At 36.6% G+C, this 19,089-nt stretch carries 19 protein-coding genes and 4 tRNA genes; 9 read left to right on the top strand and 14 right to left on the bottom strand.

Features of this window, described 5'->3' with window-relative positions; translation table 11 throughout:
- The 9 genes from N3C60_02290 to smpB all read left to right on the top strand — a co-directional run.
- Nucleotides 1-1,216 (top strand): ATP-binding protein (locus N3C60_02290; protein MCX8083730.1); only part of this gene is annotated, 1,216 nt, incomplete at its 5' end.
- A gap of 242 nt (nt 1,217-1,458) precedes the next feature.
- Nucleotides 1,459-2,610 carry an alanine--glyoxylate aminotransferase family protein gene (locus tag N3C60_02295; protein MCX8083731.1) on the top strand — a complete coding sequence of 384 codons (1,152 nt, stop codon included), beginning with the start codon at nt 1,459-1,461 and terminating at the stop codon, nt 2,608-2,610.
- Nucleotides 2,611-3,651 carry an ATP phosphoribosyltransferase regulatory subunit gene (locus tag N3C60_02300; protein ID MCX8083732.1) on the top strand — a complete coding sequence of 347 codons (1,041 nt, stop codon included), beginning with the start codon at nt 2,611-2,613 and terminating at the stop codon, nt 3,649-3,651.
- A 25-nt stretch (nt 3,652-3,676) separates the two neighbouring features.
- Nucleotides 3,677-4,963: an adenylosuccinate synthase gene (locus tag N3C60_02305; protein MCX8083733.1), complete on the top strand. Its 1,287-nt coding sequence runs from the start codon at nt 3,677-3,679 to the stop codon at nt 4,961-4,963.
- A gap of 94 nt (nt 4,964-5,057) precedes the next feature.
- Nucleotides 5,058-5,130 (top strand) — tRNA-Lys (locus N3C60_02310).
- 3 nt (nt 5,131-5,133) lie between these two features.
- A tRNA-Glu gene (locus N3C60_02315) sits at nt 5,134-5,208 on the top strand.
- A 6-nt stretch (nt 5,209-5,214) separates the two neighbouring features.
- Nucleotides 5,215-5,287: transfer RNA gene (locus tag N3C60_02320), tRNA-Val, on the top strand.
- Nucleotides 5,288-5,293: 6 nt separating this feature from the next.
- A tRNA-Asp gene (locus N3C60_02325) sits at nt 5,294-5,367 on the top strand.
- A gap of 50 nt (nt 5,368-5,417) precedes the next feature.
- Nucleotides 5,418-5,870: an SsrA-binding protein SmpB gene (smpB, locus tag N3C60_02330; protein MCX8083734.1), complete on the top strand. Its 453-nt coding sequence runs from the start codon at nt 5,418-5,420 to the stop codon at nt 5,868-5,870.
- Between the two features lie 18 nt (nt 5,871-5,888).
- Here smpB and N3C60_02335 read toward each other — a convergent pair whose 3' ends face one another.
- From N3C60_02335 to N3C60_02400, 14 genes are read right to left on the bottom strand one after another with little or no spacing between them, the layout of a single operon-like run.
- Nucleotides 5,889-7,022 (bottom strand): peptidoglycan DD-metalloendopeptidase family protein, encoded by a 1,134-nt coding sequence (locus N3C60_02335; protein ID MCX8083735.1) that lies wholly within the window; start codon nt 7,020-7,022, stop codon nt 5,889-5,891.
- The gene (locus N3C60_02340) at nt 7,015-7,632 is read right to left on the bottom strand and encodes a DedA family protein (GenBank protein ID MCX8083736.1); all 618 of its coding nucleotides are present in this window, start codon (nt 7,630-7,632) and stop codon (nt 7,015-7,017) included. Before N3C60_02340 ends, N3C60_02335 begins: the two co-directional genes overlap by 8 nt.
- Nucleotides 7,625-9,271, bottom strand: a complete 1,647-nt coding sequence (recN, locus tag N3C60_02345) for a DNA repair protein RecN (protein MCX8083737.1) — start codon at nt 9,269-9,271, stop codon at nt 7,625-7,627. Before recN ends, N3C60_02340 begins: the two co-directional genes overlap by 8 nt.
- Nucleotides 9,272-10,123 (bottom strand): NAD(+)/NADH kinase, encoded by an 852-nt coding sequence (locus N3C60_02350; GenBank protein MCX8083738.1) that lies wholly within the window; start codon nt 10,121-10,123, stop codon nt 9,272-9,274. It abuts the gene before it with no gap.
- On the bottom strand, nt 10,086-10,901 hold the full coding sequence (locus tag N3C60_02355) for a TlyA family RNA methyltransferase (GenBank protein MCX8083739.1): 816 nt from the start codon (nt 10,899-10,901) through the stop codon (nt 10,086-10,088). Before N3C60_02355 ends, N3C60_02350 begins: the two co-directional genes overlap by 38 nt.
- Nucleotides 10,898-12,754 carry a 1-deoxy-D-xylulose-5-phosphate synthase gene (dxs, locus tag N3C60_02360; protein ID MCX8083740.1) on the bottom strand — a complete coding sequence of 619 codons (1,857 nt, stop codon included), beginning with the start codon at nt 12,752-12,754 and terminating at the stop codon, nt 10,898-10,900. The genes N3C60_02355 and dxs overlap by 4 nt, the downstream gene beginning before the upstream one ends.
- Before the next feature lie 9 nt (nt 12,755-12,763).
- Entirely contained in the window at nt 12,764-13,660 is an 897-nt protein-coding gene (locus N3C60_02365) for a polyprenyl synthetase family protein (GenBank protein ID MCX8083741.1), read from the bottom strand.
- The gene (xseB, locus tag N3C60_02370; GenBank protein ID MCX8083742.1) at nt 13,660-13,866 is read right to left on the bottom strand and encodes an exodeoxyribonuclease VII small subunit; all 207 of its coding nucleotides are present in this window, start codon (nt 13,864-13,866) and stop codon (nt 13,660-13,662) included. The genes N3C60_02365 and xseB overlap by 1 nt, the downstream gene beginning before the upstream one ends.
- Before the next feature lie 15 nt (nt 13,867-13,881).
- Nucleotides 13,882-14,343 (bottom strand): peroxiredoxin, encoded by a 462-nt coding sequence (locus tag N3C60_02375; GenBank protein ID MCX8083743.1) that lies wholly within the window; start codon nt 14,341-14,343, stop codon nt 13,882-13,884.
- A gap of 9 nt (nt 14,344-14,352) precedes the next feature.
- Nucleotides 14,353-15,390 (bottom strand): 23S rRNA (adenine(2503)-C(2))-methyltransferase RlmN, encoded by a 1,038-nt coding sequence (gene rlmN / locus N3C60_02380; GenBank protein MCX8083744.1) that lies wholly within the window; start codon nt 15,388-15,390, stop codon nt 14,353-14,355.
- Between the two features lie 3 nt (nt 15,391-15,393).
- Nucleotides 15,394-16,593: a hypothetical protein gene (locus tag N3C60_02385; protein MCX8083745.1), complete on the bottom strand. Its 1,200-nt coding sequence runs from the start codon at nt 16,591-16,593 to the stop codon at nt 15,394-15,396.
- Nucleotides 16,568-16,897 carry an STAS domain-containing protein gene (locus N3C60_02390; protein ID MCX8083746.1) on the bottom strand — a complete coding sequence of 110 codons (330 nt, stop codon included), beginning with the start codon at nt 16,895-16,897 and terminating at the stop codon, nt 16,568-16,570. The genes N3C60_02385 and N3C60_02390 overlap by 26 nt, the downstream gene beginning before the upstream one ends.
- A 12-nt stretch (nt 16,898-16,909) precedes the next feature.
- Nucleotides 16,910-17,581, bottom strand: coding sequence for a flagellar brake protein (locus N3C60_02395; protein MCX8083747.1), 672 nt, complete (start codon nt 17,579-17,581; stop codon nt 16,910-16,912).
- On the bottom strand, nt 17,568-19,067 hold the full coding sequence (locus tag N3C60_02400) for a response regulator (protein ID MCX8083748.1): 1,500 nt from the start codon (nt 19,065-19,067) through the stop codon (nt 17,568-17,570). The genes N3C60_02395 and N3C60_02400 overlap by 14 nt, the downstream gene beginning before the upstream one ends.
- Between the last annotated feature and the right edge of the window lie 22 nt (nt 19,068-19,089).

Consider the following 19,089-nt stretch of genomic DNA (forward strand, 5'->3'; position numbering starts at 1 on the left):
TGAAGAAAAGCTATCTGTTAGATGCAAATACAGGGATGATATTGCACTATTTTTCAAAGATCTTATAAAACAGGCTTCAGAAAAATACAATCAAAAGGTCGTAATATTAATCGATGAATACGACAAACCGATTTTGGATAATCTTGATCAAATTGAGATAGCTTTTGAACATAGAACCATATTAAAGAGATTTTATAACGAAATAAAAAACCAAGATGAATACATCCGCTTTGCCTTTCTCACTGGAGTAAGTAAATTTACCAAGACATCTATCTTTAGCGATCTGAATATGCTCACAGACATCTCCTTAGATGGAAGGTATGGTAACATCTGTGGTTACACCCAAAAAGATCTGGAGGAGTCTTTTTCAGAATATCTGGTAGATGCTGATCTTGAAAAGATCAAAGAGTGGTATAACGGCTACAACTTCCTTGCAGATAACCTCTATAACCCCTTTGATATTCTACAGTTCTTTGCAAGTGGAAAGGTCTTTAAAAACTACTGGTTTGAAACTGGGACACCTTCTTTTCTTATCAAGCTCCTCGAACAAAAAAGGTACTTTCTCCCAAAACTATCTGATATCGTCATTGAAGAACAATTGATAAATAGTTTTGACATAAGTAATCTACAGGTGGAAGTTGTACTATTCCAGAGTGGATATTTGACAATCGATAAAATATTAGAAAGAAAACGTGGTGGTTTCGAATACTGGCTAAAAATACCAAACAAAGAGATAAGGCAATCGTTCTTAGACTATATTATTGATTACCTATTCACAGTGGAAAACAGTCAAAAGTTGAGAACACAAAACAATATGTATGAAGCTTTAGAGAACTCAGATTTTGACTCATTCAAAAATTCTCTTGTATCTTTATTTTCATCGATACCTTATAATAATTACACAAACAGTTATCTATCAAACTATGAGGGGTTTTATGCGAGTATTGTTTATGTATATTTACAGAGTCTTGGATTTGAGATAATAGGTGAGGATGTGACAAACGTAGGTAGGATAGATCTGACCTTGAAGATGCCAAACGCTATTTACATCATCGAATTTAAGGTAGATACGAAGGATGCCTTAGCTCAGCTAAAGGAAAAAAGATACTACGAAAAATATCTAAACCTAAATAAACCGATATACCTTGTGGGTATAGAGTTTGACTCAAAAATAAAAAACATAGCCAGATTAGAGTGGGAAAAGATATCAAACTAATTGTCTTTCTTAACATCTCCATTAGACAACTTGACCTTGAGAATCTTATATAAAACTCCTTAATGCTTGCATATACTTACACAATCTTTTAAAAATTAGCCATTTTTAATAAGAATTATGACTTTATACAAACTACACAATCAAAAGTTGCAGTAACTTTTAAACAAACAATTTCCTATTGAAATTTATTAAATTAAGACTATAATTCACATGTTCTTGAATTAAAAATCTATGAGGTGCTTATGTTAAAGAGGTATCTCCTCTCACCAGGTCCTACTCCTGTACCAGAGAGGGTTTTGCTTGATATGGCTATGCCCATGATACACCATAGAACAAGTGAATTTTCAAAGATATTCGGTGAAGTAAGAGAAGGATTAAAACCTATTTTTGGCACAAAACAGGATATTCTACTCCTTGCTGGTAGTGGTACTGCAGCTATGGAAGCCGCAGTTGTAAATACTTTAAATGAAGGTGACAAAGTACTTGTTGTAAATGCTGGTAAATTTGGGAAAAGGTGGGTTGAAATTGCTTCAGCCTTTAAATTAGATGTTTTAACCATCGATCTCGAGTGGGGCAGATCAGTAAAACCAGAACAGGTGGAATCAAAACTCATTGCATACCCAGAAATCAAAGCTGTACTGATCCAAGCAAGTGAAACCTCCACAACAGCATACCATCCCATCGAAGAGATAGCAAAAATAGTATCCCTTAGGGATGAGACATTATTTATTGTTGATGGCATTACTTCTGTAGGTGTGTATGAAACAAAAATGGATGAATGGGGAATAGATATACTTATCACAGGATCCCAAAAGGCATTTATGCTCCCACCGGGACTTGCCATGATAGCACTTTCAGAAAAAGCATGGAGATTTGTAGAAAAATCGAGGCTTCCAAAGTTTTATCTTAATCTTAAAAAAGAGAAAAAATCCCAATCAGAAAATACCACTTCCTGGACTCCAGCAGTAAGTCTTATAATTGGCCTTAAATCTGTATTAGACTTGATGAACAAAGAGGGACTTTCAAATGTTTATAAAAGGCATGCCCTGTGTGCAGAAGCCACAAGAAAAGGGCTTATGTCAATGGGCTTTCAGCTTTTAGCAAAAGACATCCCATCAAACTCAGCTACAGGGATACTATTACCAGAGGGTTTTGACGGTGGGAAGTTTGTCAAAATGATGAGGGAAAATGCCGGTTTGGCCTTTGCAGGAGGACAAGATCACCTAAAAGGTAAAATCTTGCGCGTTTCTCATCTTGGTTACCATGATTTTTTTGACACAATCATAGCTCTTTCCTCCCTCGAAATGGGCTTTTTCAAATTTGGTCTACCTATAGAGTTAGGCTCGTCAGTAAAGGTTGCCGAAGAGATATTTAAAGATCATTTAGGGGTGTAGATGTCCTTTTCAGCCATAGACAGAGCCAAAAGTGTAAACAAGACGATCAACATAATATCAGAGATATTATCCCTTTATGGATACTCAGAAATATTTCTGCCAATATACGAATATTATGACATCCTCGCGGATAAGACCTTTAATTTCAGCGATGAAAATATTATTCGATTCATCGATAGGAACACAGGTAAATCATTAGTATTAAGGCCAGATTTTACACCACAGGTATGCAGAGTAGTAGCAAATTACCTCTCCGACATGCCTTTACCCATAAGACTTTCATATAGTGGTAGGATTTTTAGAAATGTTAGTGCTCACAAAGGGATCAAATCGGAAAAGTATCAAGTGGGTGGAGAAATCTTCGGATCAGATGAAAAAACCGGAGATCTCGAAATGTTACTTATCATCAAAAGGGTAATGAATAGACTAAACATTAAGGACTATAAGATTATCATAGGCGACAAAAAATTCTTAACTCTATTGACATCATACATAGAGTTGGACCCCTTTTTAAAGTTATTAGAAAAGAAAAACATGACAGAGATTGAACACTATTTAAATAAGCTAAAGGTTGATAAAACCATCTTTGAGCTTTTAAGTTATCTTCCTAATGCTTTTGGTGGAATTGATGTCATTGAAAGCATCAAAAGGTTATCTCTCTTTTCCGAACCTCTTTCCTGTAGAGTTGATTATATCATCAATCTTATAAATAGTTATGTATCAATCGGTGGAGAACAAGACAAAATCCTTTTCGATATTAGTGAAACAAGGGGACTAAACTACTACACAGGTATAAACTTTGATGTTGTTTCCGATACCTATGGACTTTTTTTAGGTGGTGGTGGTAGATACGATAATCTAATGCAAAAATTTGGCTATGATGTCCCCGCTGCTGGAGTTGCATTTAATATTGAAGAGATCTTAGAGATAACTGGACTTGATAAGTATATAAATGAAAATATCGTTGTAGTTGATGGTAGTAAAGGTTTGAGTTTTGCAGAAAAACTTAGGGACGAATCTGTAAAGGTGTTTTTCAAATAAAGAATATAAATCTAAGGAGCAATTTATGAGTTGTGTTGTTGTTTTGGGTGCCCAGTGGGGCGATGAAGGAAAAGGTAAGGTAGTGGATATTTATACGAAACAGGCTGATGTTGTTGTTAGATACTCAGGTGGACACAACGCAGGACATACTGTAGTTATCAATGGTGAAAAATATGTTTTACATCTTATCCCTTCCGGTATAATGCACAAAGATAAATATAATATAATAGCTAACGGAGTAGTTATCGATCCCCTTGCGCTTATCGAAGAAATGGAAGAACTAAAGAAAAAAGGGATCGATTTTACTGGTAGGCTTTTCATAAGCAAGAGGGCCCACCTGATAATGCCCTACCACAGAGCATTTGATAAGTTCAGTGAAAACAAAAAGGGAAGCAAAAAGATAGGTACCACTGGCAGAGGGATAGGACCATGTTATGCTGACAAAGCAGCAAGGGTAGGTATAAGGGTTTGTGACCTTTACGATAGTGAAGTGCTAAAGGAAAAAATCTTTCAAAATGTAGAAGAGGTTAATGAGATTGCATCCAAAGTATACAATATCGAAACACTTGATGCCCATCAGATATACGATGATTATCTCAAATATGCAGAGATACTTGCTCCTTTTATAGCAGAAACATCTTATCTTATTAATAAATTAGCAGAAGAAGGTAAAAAAATAATGATGGAAGGTGCTCAGGGAACACTTCTGGATGTGGATCATGGCACATTCCCATATGTAACTTCAAGCAATCCTACAACAGGTGGAGCGTTTACAGGTACTGGTCTATCACCTAAATACCTAACAAATGTCGTGGCTGTTACTAAAGCATATACCACCCGAGTTGGCAGTGGACCTTTCCCAACTGAGCTACACAATGAGATAGGAGAAAGACTTAGAAAAATTGGGAATGAATATGGTGCCACCACAGGTAGACCCCGCAGATGCGGTTGGCTTGATCTTGTAGCCATGAAATACTCAAAAATGCTCAACGGGATAGATTATATAGCCCTAACCAAACTAGACGTCTTAACAGGTATTGACCCCATAAAGGTTTGTGTAGGGTATGAGTATGGCGGAAAGATATTAGAAACATTCCCACCTGAGATTAAAATATTGGAAAATCTAACTCCGGTATATAGAGAATTCCCCGGTTGGAAAGAAGATATCTCCAAAGTAAAAGTTTACGATGAGCTACCTGAAAATGCTAAAAAATATCTCGACTTTATCAAAGATTTTCTTGGTATAAAATATGCACTGATCTCTGTTGGTACTGATAGATCTGAGACGATAAGTCTTAATGAGGTTTTTTAAAAAAACGACATTTTTTTAGTTTTTTTTGTTGACAACATGAAATAGTTTTGTTATAAAACTCATCCGCTGGTTTTGAAAAAGGCCGGCAAGGTTAGAGCCGTTAGCTCAGTCGGTAGAGCAACTGCCTTTTAAGCAGTGGGTCGTAGGTTCGAATCCTACACGGCTCATAGGTCCCCATCGTCTAGCTCGGCCTAGGACACCGGCCTTTCACGTCGGCAACAGGGGTTCAAATCCCCTTGGGGACGTTCACCGGGCGGTTAGCTCAGCTGGGAGAGCATCGGCCTTACAAGCCGAGGGTCGTAGGTTCGATCCCTGCACCGCCCATAAATTGGGGGCGTAGTTCAGTTGGTTAGAACGCTGGCCTGTCACGTCAGAGGTCGCGAGTTCGAGTCTCGTCGTCCCCGTTTTATAAAGCCGCTTAATGCGGCTTTTTTTATATCTACAAAGGTGATCTATGAAAGTCTTAGCTCAAAACAGAAAAGCACTTCATGACTATGAAATACTAGAAACCTATGAAGCTGGTATTGTGCTAACAGGTACTGAGGTTAAATCATGTAAAAATGGTCAAATCAACCTGAAGGATTCCCACGTACGTATAGTCAACGGAGAAGCTTTCCTCCTTAATGCCCATATCTCCCAGTATGAACATGGCAATTACACCAACCACGAGCCAACAAGAACACGTAAGCTCCTACTCCACAAAAGAGAAATCAATAAGTTAGCTGGTAAGTCACAAGAAAAGGGGCTTACTCTGGTCCCGCTTAAAGTTTATTTGAAAAAAAATAGAATAAAATTAGAGATCGCCTTGGCAAAAGGTCGAAAGACCCATGATAAAAGGGATGAAATCAGGAAAAAAGATCTAGAAAAAGAGTTCTCAAGGGAATTCAAAGGTAAAATAAAGTTCTAATACCTTAATCCATCAAAGTCAATCCAACGCCTTAAGTTGTGCAGTCTTCATATATGATGTATTAAGTAAGGCAACAACGGTTTTATTACTATGTTGAAGCTCAGTTATCGTTTTCTTATCTAAAACAATAGGTGGAGCAACAAAGGTAAGGGGATTAACATATTTACTACCAATCTGAATCCTATAATCCACATGAGGACCGGTTGAATACCCCGTAGAACCAACGTAACCTATCACCTCCCCCTGTGAGACACGACTACCAACCCTGAGACCAGGCCTAAACTTTGACATATGCATATAAGTTGTAAAGATATTGTTTTGATGTTTGATTTTTATAAAATTACCTGCACCACCTTGAAAGCCCATCTGGGCTATGACCCCAGAACCAGTAGCGTATATGGGGGTACCTATAGGCGCTGCATAATCAACACCAAAATGGGGTAGATACTTGCCTAAAACAGGATGTAATCTACTGGAAGTATATTTTGAACTTACTCTACCAAACTTTAGAGGTGCCCTTAAAAAACCCTTCTTTAAATGTTTACCATCTGGGGTAAAATAACCTTTTACCTTACCATTATCAAAATAAACTGCCCTTATCAACCTACCCCTATTATAAAAATCTGCAGCTAATATCTTACCATAACCCACAAAAATCCCTTTTGCAAAGCGCTTTTCCACAACAATACTAAAACTATCACCGGGATGTACCTCTTTAAAGAAATCAACCTCCCATTGATAGATATCAGCAAAATTTATTGCTAACTCATCACTTTCACCTATTTCATTTATAGTTTCAAACAAAGACCCATGGATTGTGCCACTTACGACAGTGTTTATTGTATATACAGGATGTTCTGTAAGGCTTATTTCATACCCCTCATTTCTCTTAAAAATTTTGACCTCTTTTGTTATGTCAATAGGTATATGTACAAAATCTTTTCCAAATATTATCTTTTGACCTTCTTTAAGTACAAATCCGGGTATTTTACCCTTTAAATCGTTATAGATCTTTATTACCATATTGTAATCAAACATCTTAGTAAAAATGGTTGCAAACGTATCCCCTGATTTAACTGTTATCTCTTCTGCAAAAAGGTTTATCGTTAATAAAAAGATAAAAGAGAACAGTAACAAAATCTTCCTAAACATTGTTCCTCCATCTTAGATATTTTTTGTAAATAAATATATAGACAATAATCAATACTGCCATCGAAGGGACAACAACTATCATGATCTTATTTATATTTTCCTTTATAAGAGGTAAATTTGTCCCCACCAGATATCCAGTATAACCCAAAATAACAGACCATATACCAGCACCTAATCCTGTAAAGATACAAAACCTCATCAAACTCATTCTTGCCAAACCAGCTGGAAAAGAGATATACTGTCTTATACCAGGCAGGAGCCTCCCCACAAAGGTAGTTATCTCACCGTGGGTTTTAAAAAACTTTTCCACTTTAGCAAACTTTGATTCACCTAAGAAAAAATACTTCCCATACGTCAAAATAAAACTCCGTCCAAATTTCACGGCTATATAATAGTTTACCAATCCCCCCACAATACTACCGAGCGTAGATGACAGCACCACTAACACCATGTTCATCTTCCCTAGATAAACAAGATATCCAGCCGGAGGAACAACTATTTCACTAGGAAAAGGGATAAAACTGCTTTCTATGACCATAAAGAAAAATACTCCAAAATAACCAGTCTTCTCTATCAACGCAATAACGTAGTTAGCGATCGTCTCAATCATAACCAAGCATCTCCTGTGCCTGTTTTCTCGAGTTTTCAGTGATCTCTCCCGCTATCATGGAAGCGATTATATCTACCCTATCTTCCTTTGAAAGCTCTTGAATAATAGTTTTACTTTTTCCAGATTCATCCCTTTTTACTAGATGAAAATGCTTATCTCCAGCCGCAGCCACCACAGGTAGATGGGTAATCACAATAACCTGCTTACTCTTAGATATGTTTCTGAGTTTATCTGCCACTTTTTTTGCAGTTATACCACTGATACCTGTATCGATCTCATCAAAAACAAGTGTACCAACAATATCAACTTCAGAAAATGCTTCTTTAAGGGCTAACATGACCCTTGAGATCTCACCACCAGAAGCTATCTTAGCAAGGGGTGCCGGTGCAAAACCGACATTTGTAGATATAAAAAACTCAAGATCTATACCACCTTTTTCATCTATTTTACCAGTATTAATGATCTCAACGAAGAAATTAGCATTTTTCAACTCAAGTTCTTTTAGAATGTCGGTTATTTTTGCCTTCAAAAGCTCTGATACTCTTCGCCTCTTCTCATTCAACAAGTTTGTATGATCCTTTAAAGTTGCTAAAATCCTCTCCCTCTCATCCCTTAGAACAACAAGTCTCTCATCCCTTAAGTCAATCTCCTGAAGCCTTGCCTTCAAGCTCTGTAGGTGATCTGTCACCTTATCCAAAGATATATTATATTTTTTGCACACCCTATCCAGACGATCTTTTCTTTCTATGAGAGCATTTAATTCCGATTGATCTAAATCGTATTTATCAAGGGTATCCTCCAGATTTGCTGCGATGTCCTGAATTTCATAAAAGATAGCATCCAACCTGTTAGCCAGAGTTTCCATCTCATTTGTATACCTTGCTATTGAATCCAATTCCTTTTTCACCAGTGTTAACAAAAGTTCGACATTTACCTCATCTCCCCTTAAGAACTGTAATGACCTGACAATAGTTGTTTTGAGTCTATCGATATTTGAAAGGAAGAAGATCCTTTCCGCAAGATGCAGATCCTCATTCACATTCACCTTTAGGGATTCAAGTTCTTCAATCTGAAATTGCAGATAGTCTCTTTCTTTTTCCAATTCTGCGATATCTGTAGAAAGCTTTAATATTTCAGCATCCACCTCTTTAAACCTTTTGTAGGTTTCATGAAAACTATCTTTTACATCATCTTCTACAAGCATATCTATAAACATTAGATGGTTTTTTGGATTTAAGAGTAACTGGTGTTCATGTTGACCATGTATATCCACAAAACTTTCTGTAAGTATTTGTAACTGCTTAAGTGTGGCAATATGGCCATTGATCAAGATCCTATTTTTACCATTTATATCATATTCCCTCTTAATCAAAACCTCATCATCAATCTCAAACTCAGCAATGATCTCAGGATTTATGAGTGTATTGTCAATACTGAAGATACCTTGTATCCTTATAGGTTTAGTCTCATCCCGAAAAAAGTTTCTATTCAACTTCTCCCCTGTGAGTATCTTAAGGGCATTTATGAGCAGTGTCTTACCTGCCCCTGTTTCTCCTGTAAAGATATTAAGTCCTGTACCCAACTCAAGCTCAATATCTTCTATAACTGAAAAGTTCTGAACAGAAAGGAATTTAAGCATCTAACTACTACCCCAACCCAATTTTTCCCGTAACACGGAGAAATAGTTTCTATTTTTCGGAATAACAAGGTTTATATAGTAAGGTGACTTCCAGATAATTATCTCTTCATCCTTATCAAGCCTTTTACCCACTTGTCCATCGTAAGTGATAAATACCCTTTCATCACTACTTATCACTTTCATTTTTATTTTAACATCGGCATCCAGTACAATAGGTCTATTGGAAAGGGAGTGGGGGCATATTGGAGTAATAATAATATTGTTCAATGTAGGATAAATAATAGGCCCACCAGCAGCAAGATTATATGCAGTGGAACCTGTGGGAGTGGAAATAATAAGACCATCTGATCTATATCTATTTACAAAACAATCATCCACAAACACATCAATATCTATTATCCTAGCAAGAGCGCCTTTGTTTATAACCACATCATTTATCACAGATGCTCTGAACGTTGTTTCCCCATTGAGTGTAACTTCACTACATAGTTTAAGTCTCTGCTCAATATCGTATTGACCACATATCAATCTCTTTATAGAATCCAGCATCTCATCCACTTTGGTCTCAGTCAGAAACCCCAATCTGCCTAAATTTATCCCGAGTATAGGGATCTGTCTCTCTTCAAGAATTCTGATAGCTGAGATCAATGTCCCGTCACCACCCAAAACAACAACAGCATCCGCTTTTTCCTTTACTTCAGCATTATCCGAAACAGGCATATTTAAGACAGCTGCAGAACGTTCCTCAAAAAGGGGATTGATACCGTATGCTTTAAAAAGCTCCACAATACTTGCTAACAGTGGTGCCACATTTTCAGCATGTGGTTTTGCAACAATAGCTATATTCTTCATCCACAACCTTATTTATTATTTCCTCTAAATCTGCATCATTTTTAAACATGTTTTTATACATAAAAAATACCAAATATTCAATATTACCTTTTGTTCCCTTTATAGGAGATATCGTCAAACCACAAAAACAGAATGTCGTCATATAATGCAGTAAAACATCCCTCAAGACCCTTTTATGCACATCTTTTCTCTTAACAATTCCCCCTTTTTCAACCTCCTCCTTTCTTGCTTCAAACTGGGGTTTTATAAGCAAAACGATTTCGGTACCTTCTTTACAAAAGAGTTCCACCGATTTAGATACCAACGTAAGGGATATAAAAGACAGATCACCCACTACAAGATCAACCTTTTCACCAATCTGATCAAACGTTATATCCCTGAAATTGACACCTTCCCTCACCACTACCCTCGGATCGTTTCTTAGATGATAATCAAGTAACCCTTTCCCCACATCTATAGCATATACCATTTTTGCACCATGCTGTATACAAACATCTGTAAAACCACCTGTGGATGAACCCACATCCATAACAACCTTATTATGAAAATCGATTTGGAAGACCTCAGCCGCCTTTTTTAACTTATGACCTGCTCTGCTCACAAAAGGTGATATGTTCTTGATAAATATATCAGCATCCAGTTCCAGTAAAGTACCAACCTTGTCCAAAACCGTTTCACCAGAACGAACCCTACCGCTAAGAATAAGACTCTGTGCAGATTTCCTATCCTGAGCGAGCCCCTTTATCACCAATAGTTCATCCAGTCTATACTTTTTCAGTTTAACCCCATAAAGGACAATACCTTTTCAGCTATTTGTTCCCCTTTTAACCCTGTAATGACCCTTAAGCTATCAAGATCTCCATGCTCCACAAAATGATCAGGAATACCAAACTTCATCACCTTTACAAAAAGATTATGGTCATTTAAAATGCTCTGAATCAATTCACCTGCTCCTCCATTAACACTGTTTTCTTCTATACAAACCACAAGTTTTTTCCCTTTACAAAGTTCAACTAACTCACCAGTTTCTAACGGTTTGATAAACCTTAGATTTATCAATGAAGGGCTAACTCCTCTATTTTTAAGAATATTATAAGCCCCAAGAGCTTCCTTAAAAATATGCCCCACTGAAATCAAGATTACATCATCCCCTTCAAAAATTTTTTCAGGTTGACCAATCACCACTTCATTGTAAGGTAACTCATAAAAATCTGCTTCACCTCTTGGATATCTTATAGCTACTGGATTATCAATTTTTTCGGTTAACCTGAGCATCTCCTCAAGCTCTTTACCATCCTTAGGAGCCATGATAACAATGTTTGGAACTATTCTTAGAAAAGAAAGATCAAAGGCTCCATGATGGGTGGGGCCATCATCCCCAACAAAACCAGCTCTATCAAGACAAAAAACAACAGGTAACTTTTGTAATGCTACATCATGAATAATCTGATCGTAAGCCCTCTGGGAAAAAGTGGAATATATTGCCACATAAGGTTTCATCCCCCCAGCAGCAAGACCTGCTGCAAAGGTAACGGCATGTTGCTCAGCGATCCCTACATCAAAAACCCTGTTAGGAAGTTTTTCCATCATCAAACTGATACCTGTACCATCTGGCATAGCAGCTGTGATCCCCATTATTCTATCGTTATTAAGAGCCATCTGGGTTAACGTTTCACCAAATATCTGGGTATATGTTTTCCCTGTAAATTTAGTAGGTTGGCCTGTAACTTTATCAAACTTAGAAACCCCATGAAACTTTGAAGGATTTTTTTCAGCTGGCTCATATCCCTTACCTTTTTTAGTATTGATATGAATCAGTACAGGTGATCTCTGTATAAAAGCATTGTGGAGAGCCTCTTCGATATCTTTTATATTATGCCCATTGACAGGTCCTATATACTTAAAACCAAGTTCTTCAAAAATAATCCCAGGAGTAAAAAAACCTTTGACCCCCTCCTCAATTTTTTTCGCAAAATGTAAAAGGGGGGCACCCACCAATGGTGATTTTTCTAAAAGATGCTGAAAATCCTTTCTAAACTTCGTATAAATCTCTCCTGTCATAGCTTTGGAGAGATAATTAGATAAAGCTCCTACATTTGGACTTATCGACATCTCATTATCGTTTAGTATTACAATGAGATGCTCTTTCAAATGCCCAGCATTATTAAGGCCCTCAAATGCCAAACCTGCAGTCATGGAACCATCACCAATAACGGCAATGGTCTTTATATCTATCTCCTTTAAGCGATTTGCCACCTTTATCCCCAATGCGGCTGAAATAGATGTACTGGAATGCCCCACACCGAAGGCATCGAAAGGGCTCTCTGAAATTTTATTAAAACCACTGATACCTTTAAACTGTCTAAGTGTATGAAAACGATCCCTACGATCAGTCAATATCTTGTAAGCATAACTTTGATGCCCAACATCCCATATTATACGATCCTTCAACGGATCTGTCATCCTTAACAACGCTATTGTCAATTCTACTGTGCCTAGGTTGGGTGCAAGATGACCTCCATTCTTTGATACCACATCTATAATGTATTCCCTTACCTCGTTGGATAGAGTAATCAATTCGTTATAATCTAACTTCTTAATATCGTATGGAAGATTTAAATTGAATAACATCCATCCCCCTTAATTTTTTCTTTCAATTACAAAAAGAGCCAATTCCCTGAGGGGCATAGATGCCTCTTGATAACGTTTCAAAATTTCAAAAGCTCCAGCGACGAGATCATCCGCAATATCTTTAGATCTTTGAATACCATATATGGCAGGATACGTTGCTTTATCCTTTTTTAGATCACTCTTTGCGTTTTTACCCAGCTCCTCTGATGTACTAGTCACATCCAGGATATCATCTATTATCTGAAAAGCTAAACCGATCTTTGCCCCAAAATCTGATAGATCTTTTTTTGCAGTGTTATCAGCACCTGCTAGTATAGCACCTAATTCACAGCAGTAGGATATTAGAGCAGCAGTCTTATGCCTATGAATAAAATTAACAGTACTCTCATCATAAACACCACCCTCAGCTTTCAGATCTGCATACTGTCCACCCACCATACCCTTATCACCTGTAGCCACAGCCAGCTTGTATGCTGCTTCAAGCATTGTTTCCACATCCACATCAGGGTTTAGTTCCCTCGATGTCATTATCTCAAAAGCTTTGGTAAGAAGAGCATCACCCGCCAAAATGGCAATACCCTCACCATACACAACATGGTTTGTTGGCTTTCCCCTTCTAAGGTCATCATCATCCATAGCAGGCAAATCATCATGAATAAGGGAGTAAGTGTGAAGCATTTCAACAGCTGCAGCAAAAGGTGTAACTTTATCAAAATACCCATCAAAGATACCAAATGAAGAGTAAATGAGCGCAGGCCTTAGTCTCTTACCACCAGCAAATAAACTATACCTCATCGATTCGATCAAACCATCGATATGTCTATTGCTTGACACCAGATAATAATCCATCCACTTATCCACTTTGGCTGCCCAAAAATTTATATAACTTTTGATATCAAATTTCATCAGAAAGGCTCCTCGTCAGCACTATCACTTCCAGTTGACATGATCTCATTCACCTTGAGCTGATTATTATCGAGTATCTTCTTACACTCCTTTACAAGCGCCATCCCCTCCTGAAACAACTCGATGGTCTTTTCAAGACCATATTTTTCTGATTCAAGTTCAGCAACTATCTCCTCTAACCGTTTCAGTTTTTCCTCAAACGTCATATAAACCCCTATATTTTAAAACTTGATTTTATTATAAACAATTTCACAATGTCCGTCAACCTTTACGTTATAAAAGGCCTCTTTAATTATTCCATTTTCTATAATAAATGTTGATCTAATGATACCCATACTTTTTTTACCATACATAACCTTTTCCCCATAAGCCCCATACATCTCTGCTACTTTCTTATCCGGATCAGATAAAAGTAGTAATTTTAGTCCATATTTTTCTATAAATCTGTTATGACTAGCGACACTGTCAGGGCTTACACCCACCACAGTATAACCTGCATCAGTGAATTTCTCTTTTAATGCTGAAAAACCTTGGGCTTCTTTGGTACATCCAGGTGTATTATCTTTGGGATAAAAGTACAGTACGATTTTTTCCCCTAAATCACCTAAGGAGTATTTATTACCATCGTTACCCGTGAGTTCAAAATCTGGTGCCTTATCTCCCCTTTTCAACAAAACAGACATATCCACCTCCTACTCGATATTATATTTTGCATAAAGCTGGCCACACGCCCCATCTATATCTTTCCCCAAGCTCTTCCTAAGAAAAGCCGTTATATGGTTTTCCACAAGGTAATTTTGAAACCTTTGCACTGTTTCTTCCGTGGGGGAGCTGTAGGCACTTCCAGGACCTGGATTAAACACGATCAGATTAACCTTTACAGGAAGCCCCTTAATGAGCTTAATAAGTCTTTTAGCATCTTCCAACGTATCATTAACACCTTTTATCAACACATATTCAATGGTAATTCTTTTCCTTTTTTGTATAGGTAGTGTTCTTAGTTTTGTCATAAGGTTTGAAATATTAAAACGTTTGTTAACAGGCATTATTCTATCCCGAACCCTATCGGTAGTTGCATTTAGGGATACAGCAAGATTAACCTGTTTGCTAATCTCGAAAAGCTTGTCTATCTTATCAACCAATCCCGCCGTTGAAACCGTGACCCTTCTGTGGGAAAAACCAAGGCCATCATCATCAGTTAAAATCTCGAGGGATTTGAGCACTTCATCAAGGTTATCCAATGGTTCCCCCATACCCATATAAACGATATTAGAAACAGTATCCTCTGATTTTTTTAGAAATCTTTCCACCTCTATTACCTGCCCTAAGATCTCCCCACAGCTTAGATTTCTTATAAAACCTATCCTCCCAGTAGTACAAAACTCACAACCCAATCTACAGCCTACCTGAGATGAAATACACAGAGTTATCCTCCCCCGATCTTTAAGGGCAACAGACTCCACCTTATTACCATCCTCCAAAAGGAACAAAAACTTTATAGAACCGTCATTGGTACTTACTCTATAATCCAAAGTTCTTATCTCTGTGAATGAAGCTATATGAGTAAGCTTCTCCTGAAGTTTGGCTGGTAGATCCGTCATCTCACTAAAGCTTTTAACCCCCTTACCATAAATCCACTTATATACCTGATCTCCCCTATAGGGCTCTTCCCCTAAAGATATAAAATAATCCCTTAACTGTTTTTTTGTCAAACAGTCGATCTTCATCATAACTTATTCTTTACCTTTGTATAGTTTATCGTAGAGACTTTTATAATCAAAAAATAGATTAGCGTTTCCTAATTTTCTTGCAATCTCCATCATTCTCTGAATATCTTCTGCCTTTTTAAAAATATCTATCTTTTTTTTCAGTATATCTATAAGCTCTTCATAGGCTTCATTTTTATAACAAAGCTCCATATAAAGCTCCATATCCTCCTCCTTGTACCCCTCAAAAAGTAGTATGAGATACTGCCATTTTTTGGCTTCTAAATACCTTTTCCTTGCAATATTTATGCTAACAAGCCTTCTAACTAACTCTGTATTAAAATTATCCTTTAACTTTTGTTCATATTCATGAAGAACCTCATCCGGTGAATCTACAAATTTAGACTCTTCCAAAAAATATAGATCCCTAAAATCCTTTTCAATTATCTGGTCAATATTTTTCTTCTGAAAAACCACAGGATTTTGCCTGATTTGAACAAAATAGGAGAATCTCACAAAATAGTGTTCCTCTTCATGAGTTGTTAAAATATAACCATTTTCATTTAAAACATCGCTAAACTGTAATATAATATTATTCACATATGTATCTATAAGATAAATAAGCACATTATTGCATAGGATTACATCCACTTTGCATGGGAGAATATCCTTTAATCTGTTTTTCATACAATTATTGTGGATAAATATAACGTTATTTCTCAAATCATCGTTTATATAGATCATCCCATCCTGTACCTTAAACGCCCAAGTATATCTTTCATCAAAATTACGCATATCCAAGGCAGAATATATCCCAATCTGTGCCCGCCTGATGGCTATTTCGTCCACATCTATGCCATAAATTTTGTGTTTTATATTCTTCTCAGTAAGTACTATCGATAAAGAATACGGCTCTTGACCTTCAGAGCAGCCAAAACTAAGGATATTGAGTTCCCTATCATATTTGATTTTAGACACAAAGTCTAATTGGGAAATATTGCGAAAAAAGTAGGATTCGTTGTTCCAAAGGCATTCATGTAGATTTAATTTCACAAATTGATCCAGATCCTCTTCTGAATCCGGATACCTATTAAAAATACCATAAAGTATCTTTAAAAGGCAGTGGGAATTCGTTTCAGTAATCTTTATTCCATAGTTTATCTCTATATAACGGCATATCAACTCTAAAAAAGAAGATGCCCTATATAGCTCTTTTAGCGTCCTCATCAGTAGGAAATATGGAAAATATTTTTATTAGGTTAGTATTGGCGAAGATCTTTTTTATATTATCACTTAAGAACGTTATACACATCTTTTTTCCCCGATCCTGCATCAACTTAAGTATATGGATCAACTCCCTTAGGCCACTACTATTAAGGTATGTAACCCTTGAGAAATTTATGATAACAGCGGATACCTCATCTGCTATTTTAGCCACATAATCTTTCATCTCAGACCCATTTACCGCATCCACATCGCTTACGGGAAAGAGGATTTCGATATTTCCATCCCTTTCTTTATAAAATGCCATAGGCACCCCCATTTATGATAACTTTTTTAGTTCTATCTGCCTTTTAAACACATATTTTATAATCATATCCCTATCCCTTTCCTTTATCATAATAAATTCTACACCATATTCATACTTTTTATCCACCCTACTATATAGATGAACTATACTACCAAAAATCTCATTAATGCCAGGAAAAAGAGTAGAAAGATCAAAAAGTAGTATTTCCCCTTCAGCAAACTCAACCTCTGAAGCAATCCTTACACCACCACCGGAGATATCTTTTATGATGATATCATAGCTATTCATCCTTGCAACGACATCTCCATTTGATTTATCATAAAAAAGTTTAGTAGCTTTTGTTTTTATTCTGGTTTCCACTCTAAAATATCTCCTGAGTTCAGATCGGTAAATATATTCAGGTTTTTTTAACTGTAGCAAAATGATCCCTTCGCTTAGCCTACCCTCCACAACACTTTCAAAGCTGAACCGTCCACCACTTGAGATAAAAGACACATCCACCGGAGTTCCAGTTCTTATTGGGAAAGGAACACCTTTTAAAGTAGGTAGGGAAATCAAAATATGGTTCTTTGTGATATCCTCTATCCTCGAATCATAAACACCTGCATAATCCCCTTTTGTGACAGACACATTTATCTTGGTATTTATTTCAAGTATGTTCTTATAATCTTTAATCTTTTCCATCTTTTCCCACTTTATCCAATTTAGGAAAGCTTAAGACAAATTTTGTGCCACTTTCTGAAGTGAAAAATTTTACCTCCCCAAAGTGCTTTTTCACAACATTCATCACAATGGCAAGACCAAGACCTGTGGATTTTTCATTATCTTTTGTGGAAAAAAAAGGCTCAAAGATACTCCCCTGTATCTCCTCAGGGATTCCAGGTCCATTATCGTCTACCTCAACGTATACATTACCATCATCAGAGTAAGTTTTTATGTTTATGGTAGGGTTAGCTCTCCCCTGAACCGCATCACTTGCATTGGTCAAAAGATTTAAAATAGCCTGCTCAATTTCAGATTTATAGCCTCTTATTAAGGGTATATCCTCAGCAAATTTGAGATTTACAGACACGTTGCCCCTTCTAATATCATAACCAGCAAAAGAGAGCACCTCTTTAATAAGGGTATTTAAATTGATATTTATTTCAGGCTCACTACTCTTGCGAGCAAAAAAAGTGAGATTGGTAACAAGGTCAAAAATCTTATCAAGAGACCTCTTCATCTTATCGGTAAAGTCATCAACAACAGCCTGTTTTTCAACAGATCTGGACACCCTGGAAGGCAAAATATCTATATACGTTTTGAGTGCAGATAAAGGATTATTTATCTCGTGGATTACACCAGATGCTATCCTGCCTATAGTAGCCATCTTATCTATCTCTTTCTGTTTGTCTGCTATCTTTTGAAGCTCGGTAATATCTTTAAGGGTTATTAAAACTTCATTCTCCAGCTTTACAAAATTACCAATGAAAATAAAATCTTCAATCCTGATTATATAATTTTTTATATAACCTATTTTATTAAACTTCTCCAATAGGGAATCGTCATTAATCATGCTACGAAGATCAAACTCTTTTTTGTAATATCTTCTAATAAATTCGTAATTATTAGCAGCTGAGTTAACAAAGGTTACTATATTATTTAAATCTATAAGTATAATAGGATCCAAAATAGCTTCCACAATTGAGTTAAACTTCCTTTCGACCTTTGAAAGCTCTTTACCAATATGGACCATCTTTCTTGCTTTTTCCTCAAGGGATCTTGAAAGCTCCAAAGTAAGAGTGTCATCAAAATTAGACTCATGCTGTTTAGAAAGGATTTTCTTTATATCCTCAGAAAAACTAAGGGGATCAATAGGCTTGGTAAAATAACCAGCACAACCAAGCTTTTCTGCCATAACCTTGTATTCATTGCTGTAAGCAGCGGTAAGAACGACTATCGGTATATCCTTAGTCTTAGCCTTTGATTTCAAAAGGGTAGCAGCTTCAAACCCTTTTAGATTGGGCAAGTTAATATCCATAAGGATCAAATCTGGATTATACATTTCAGCTTTTTCTATAGCATCCAAACCATCGATAGCATTCATTACACTAAAACCACTTTTAGTTAAAATAAATTCAACTAACTTATAATTATCAAAATTATCCTCTACATACAAGATCTTTGCCATTTTAACACCAAACATTTAATAA

The organism is Calditerrivibrio sp. (assembly GCA_026415135.1).
Classification (GTDB): Bacteria; Chrysiogenota; Deferribacteres; order Deferribacterales; family Calditerrivibrionaceae; genus Calditerrivibrio.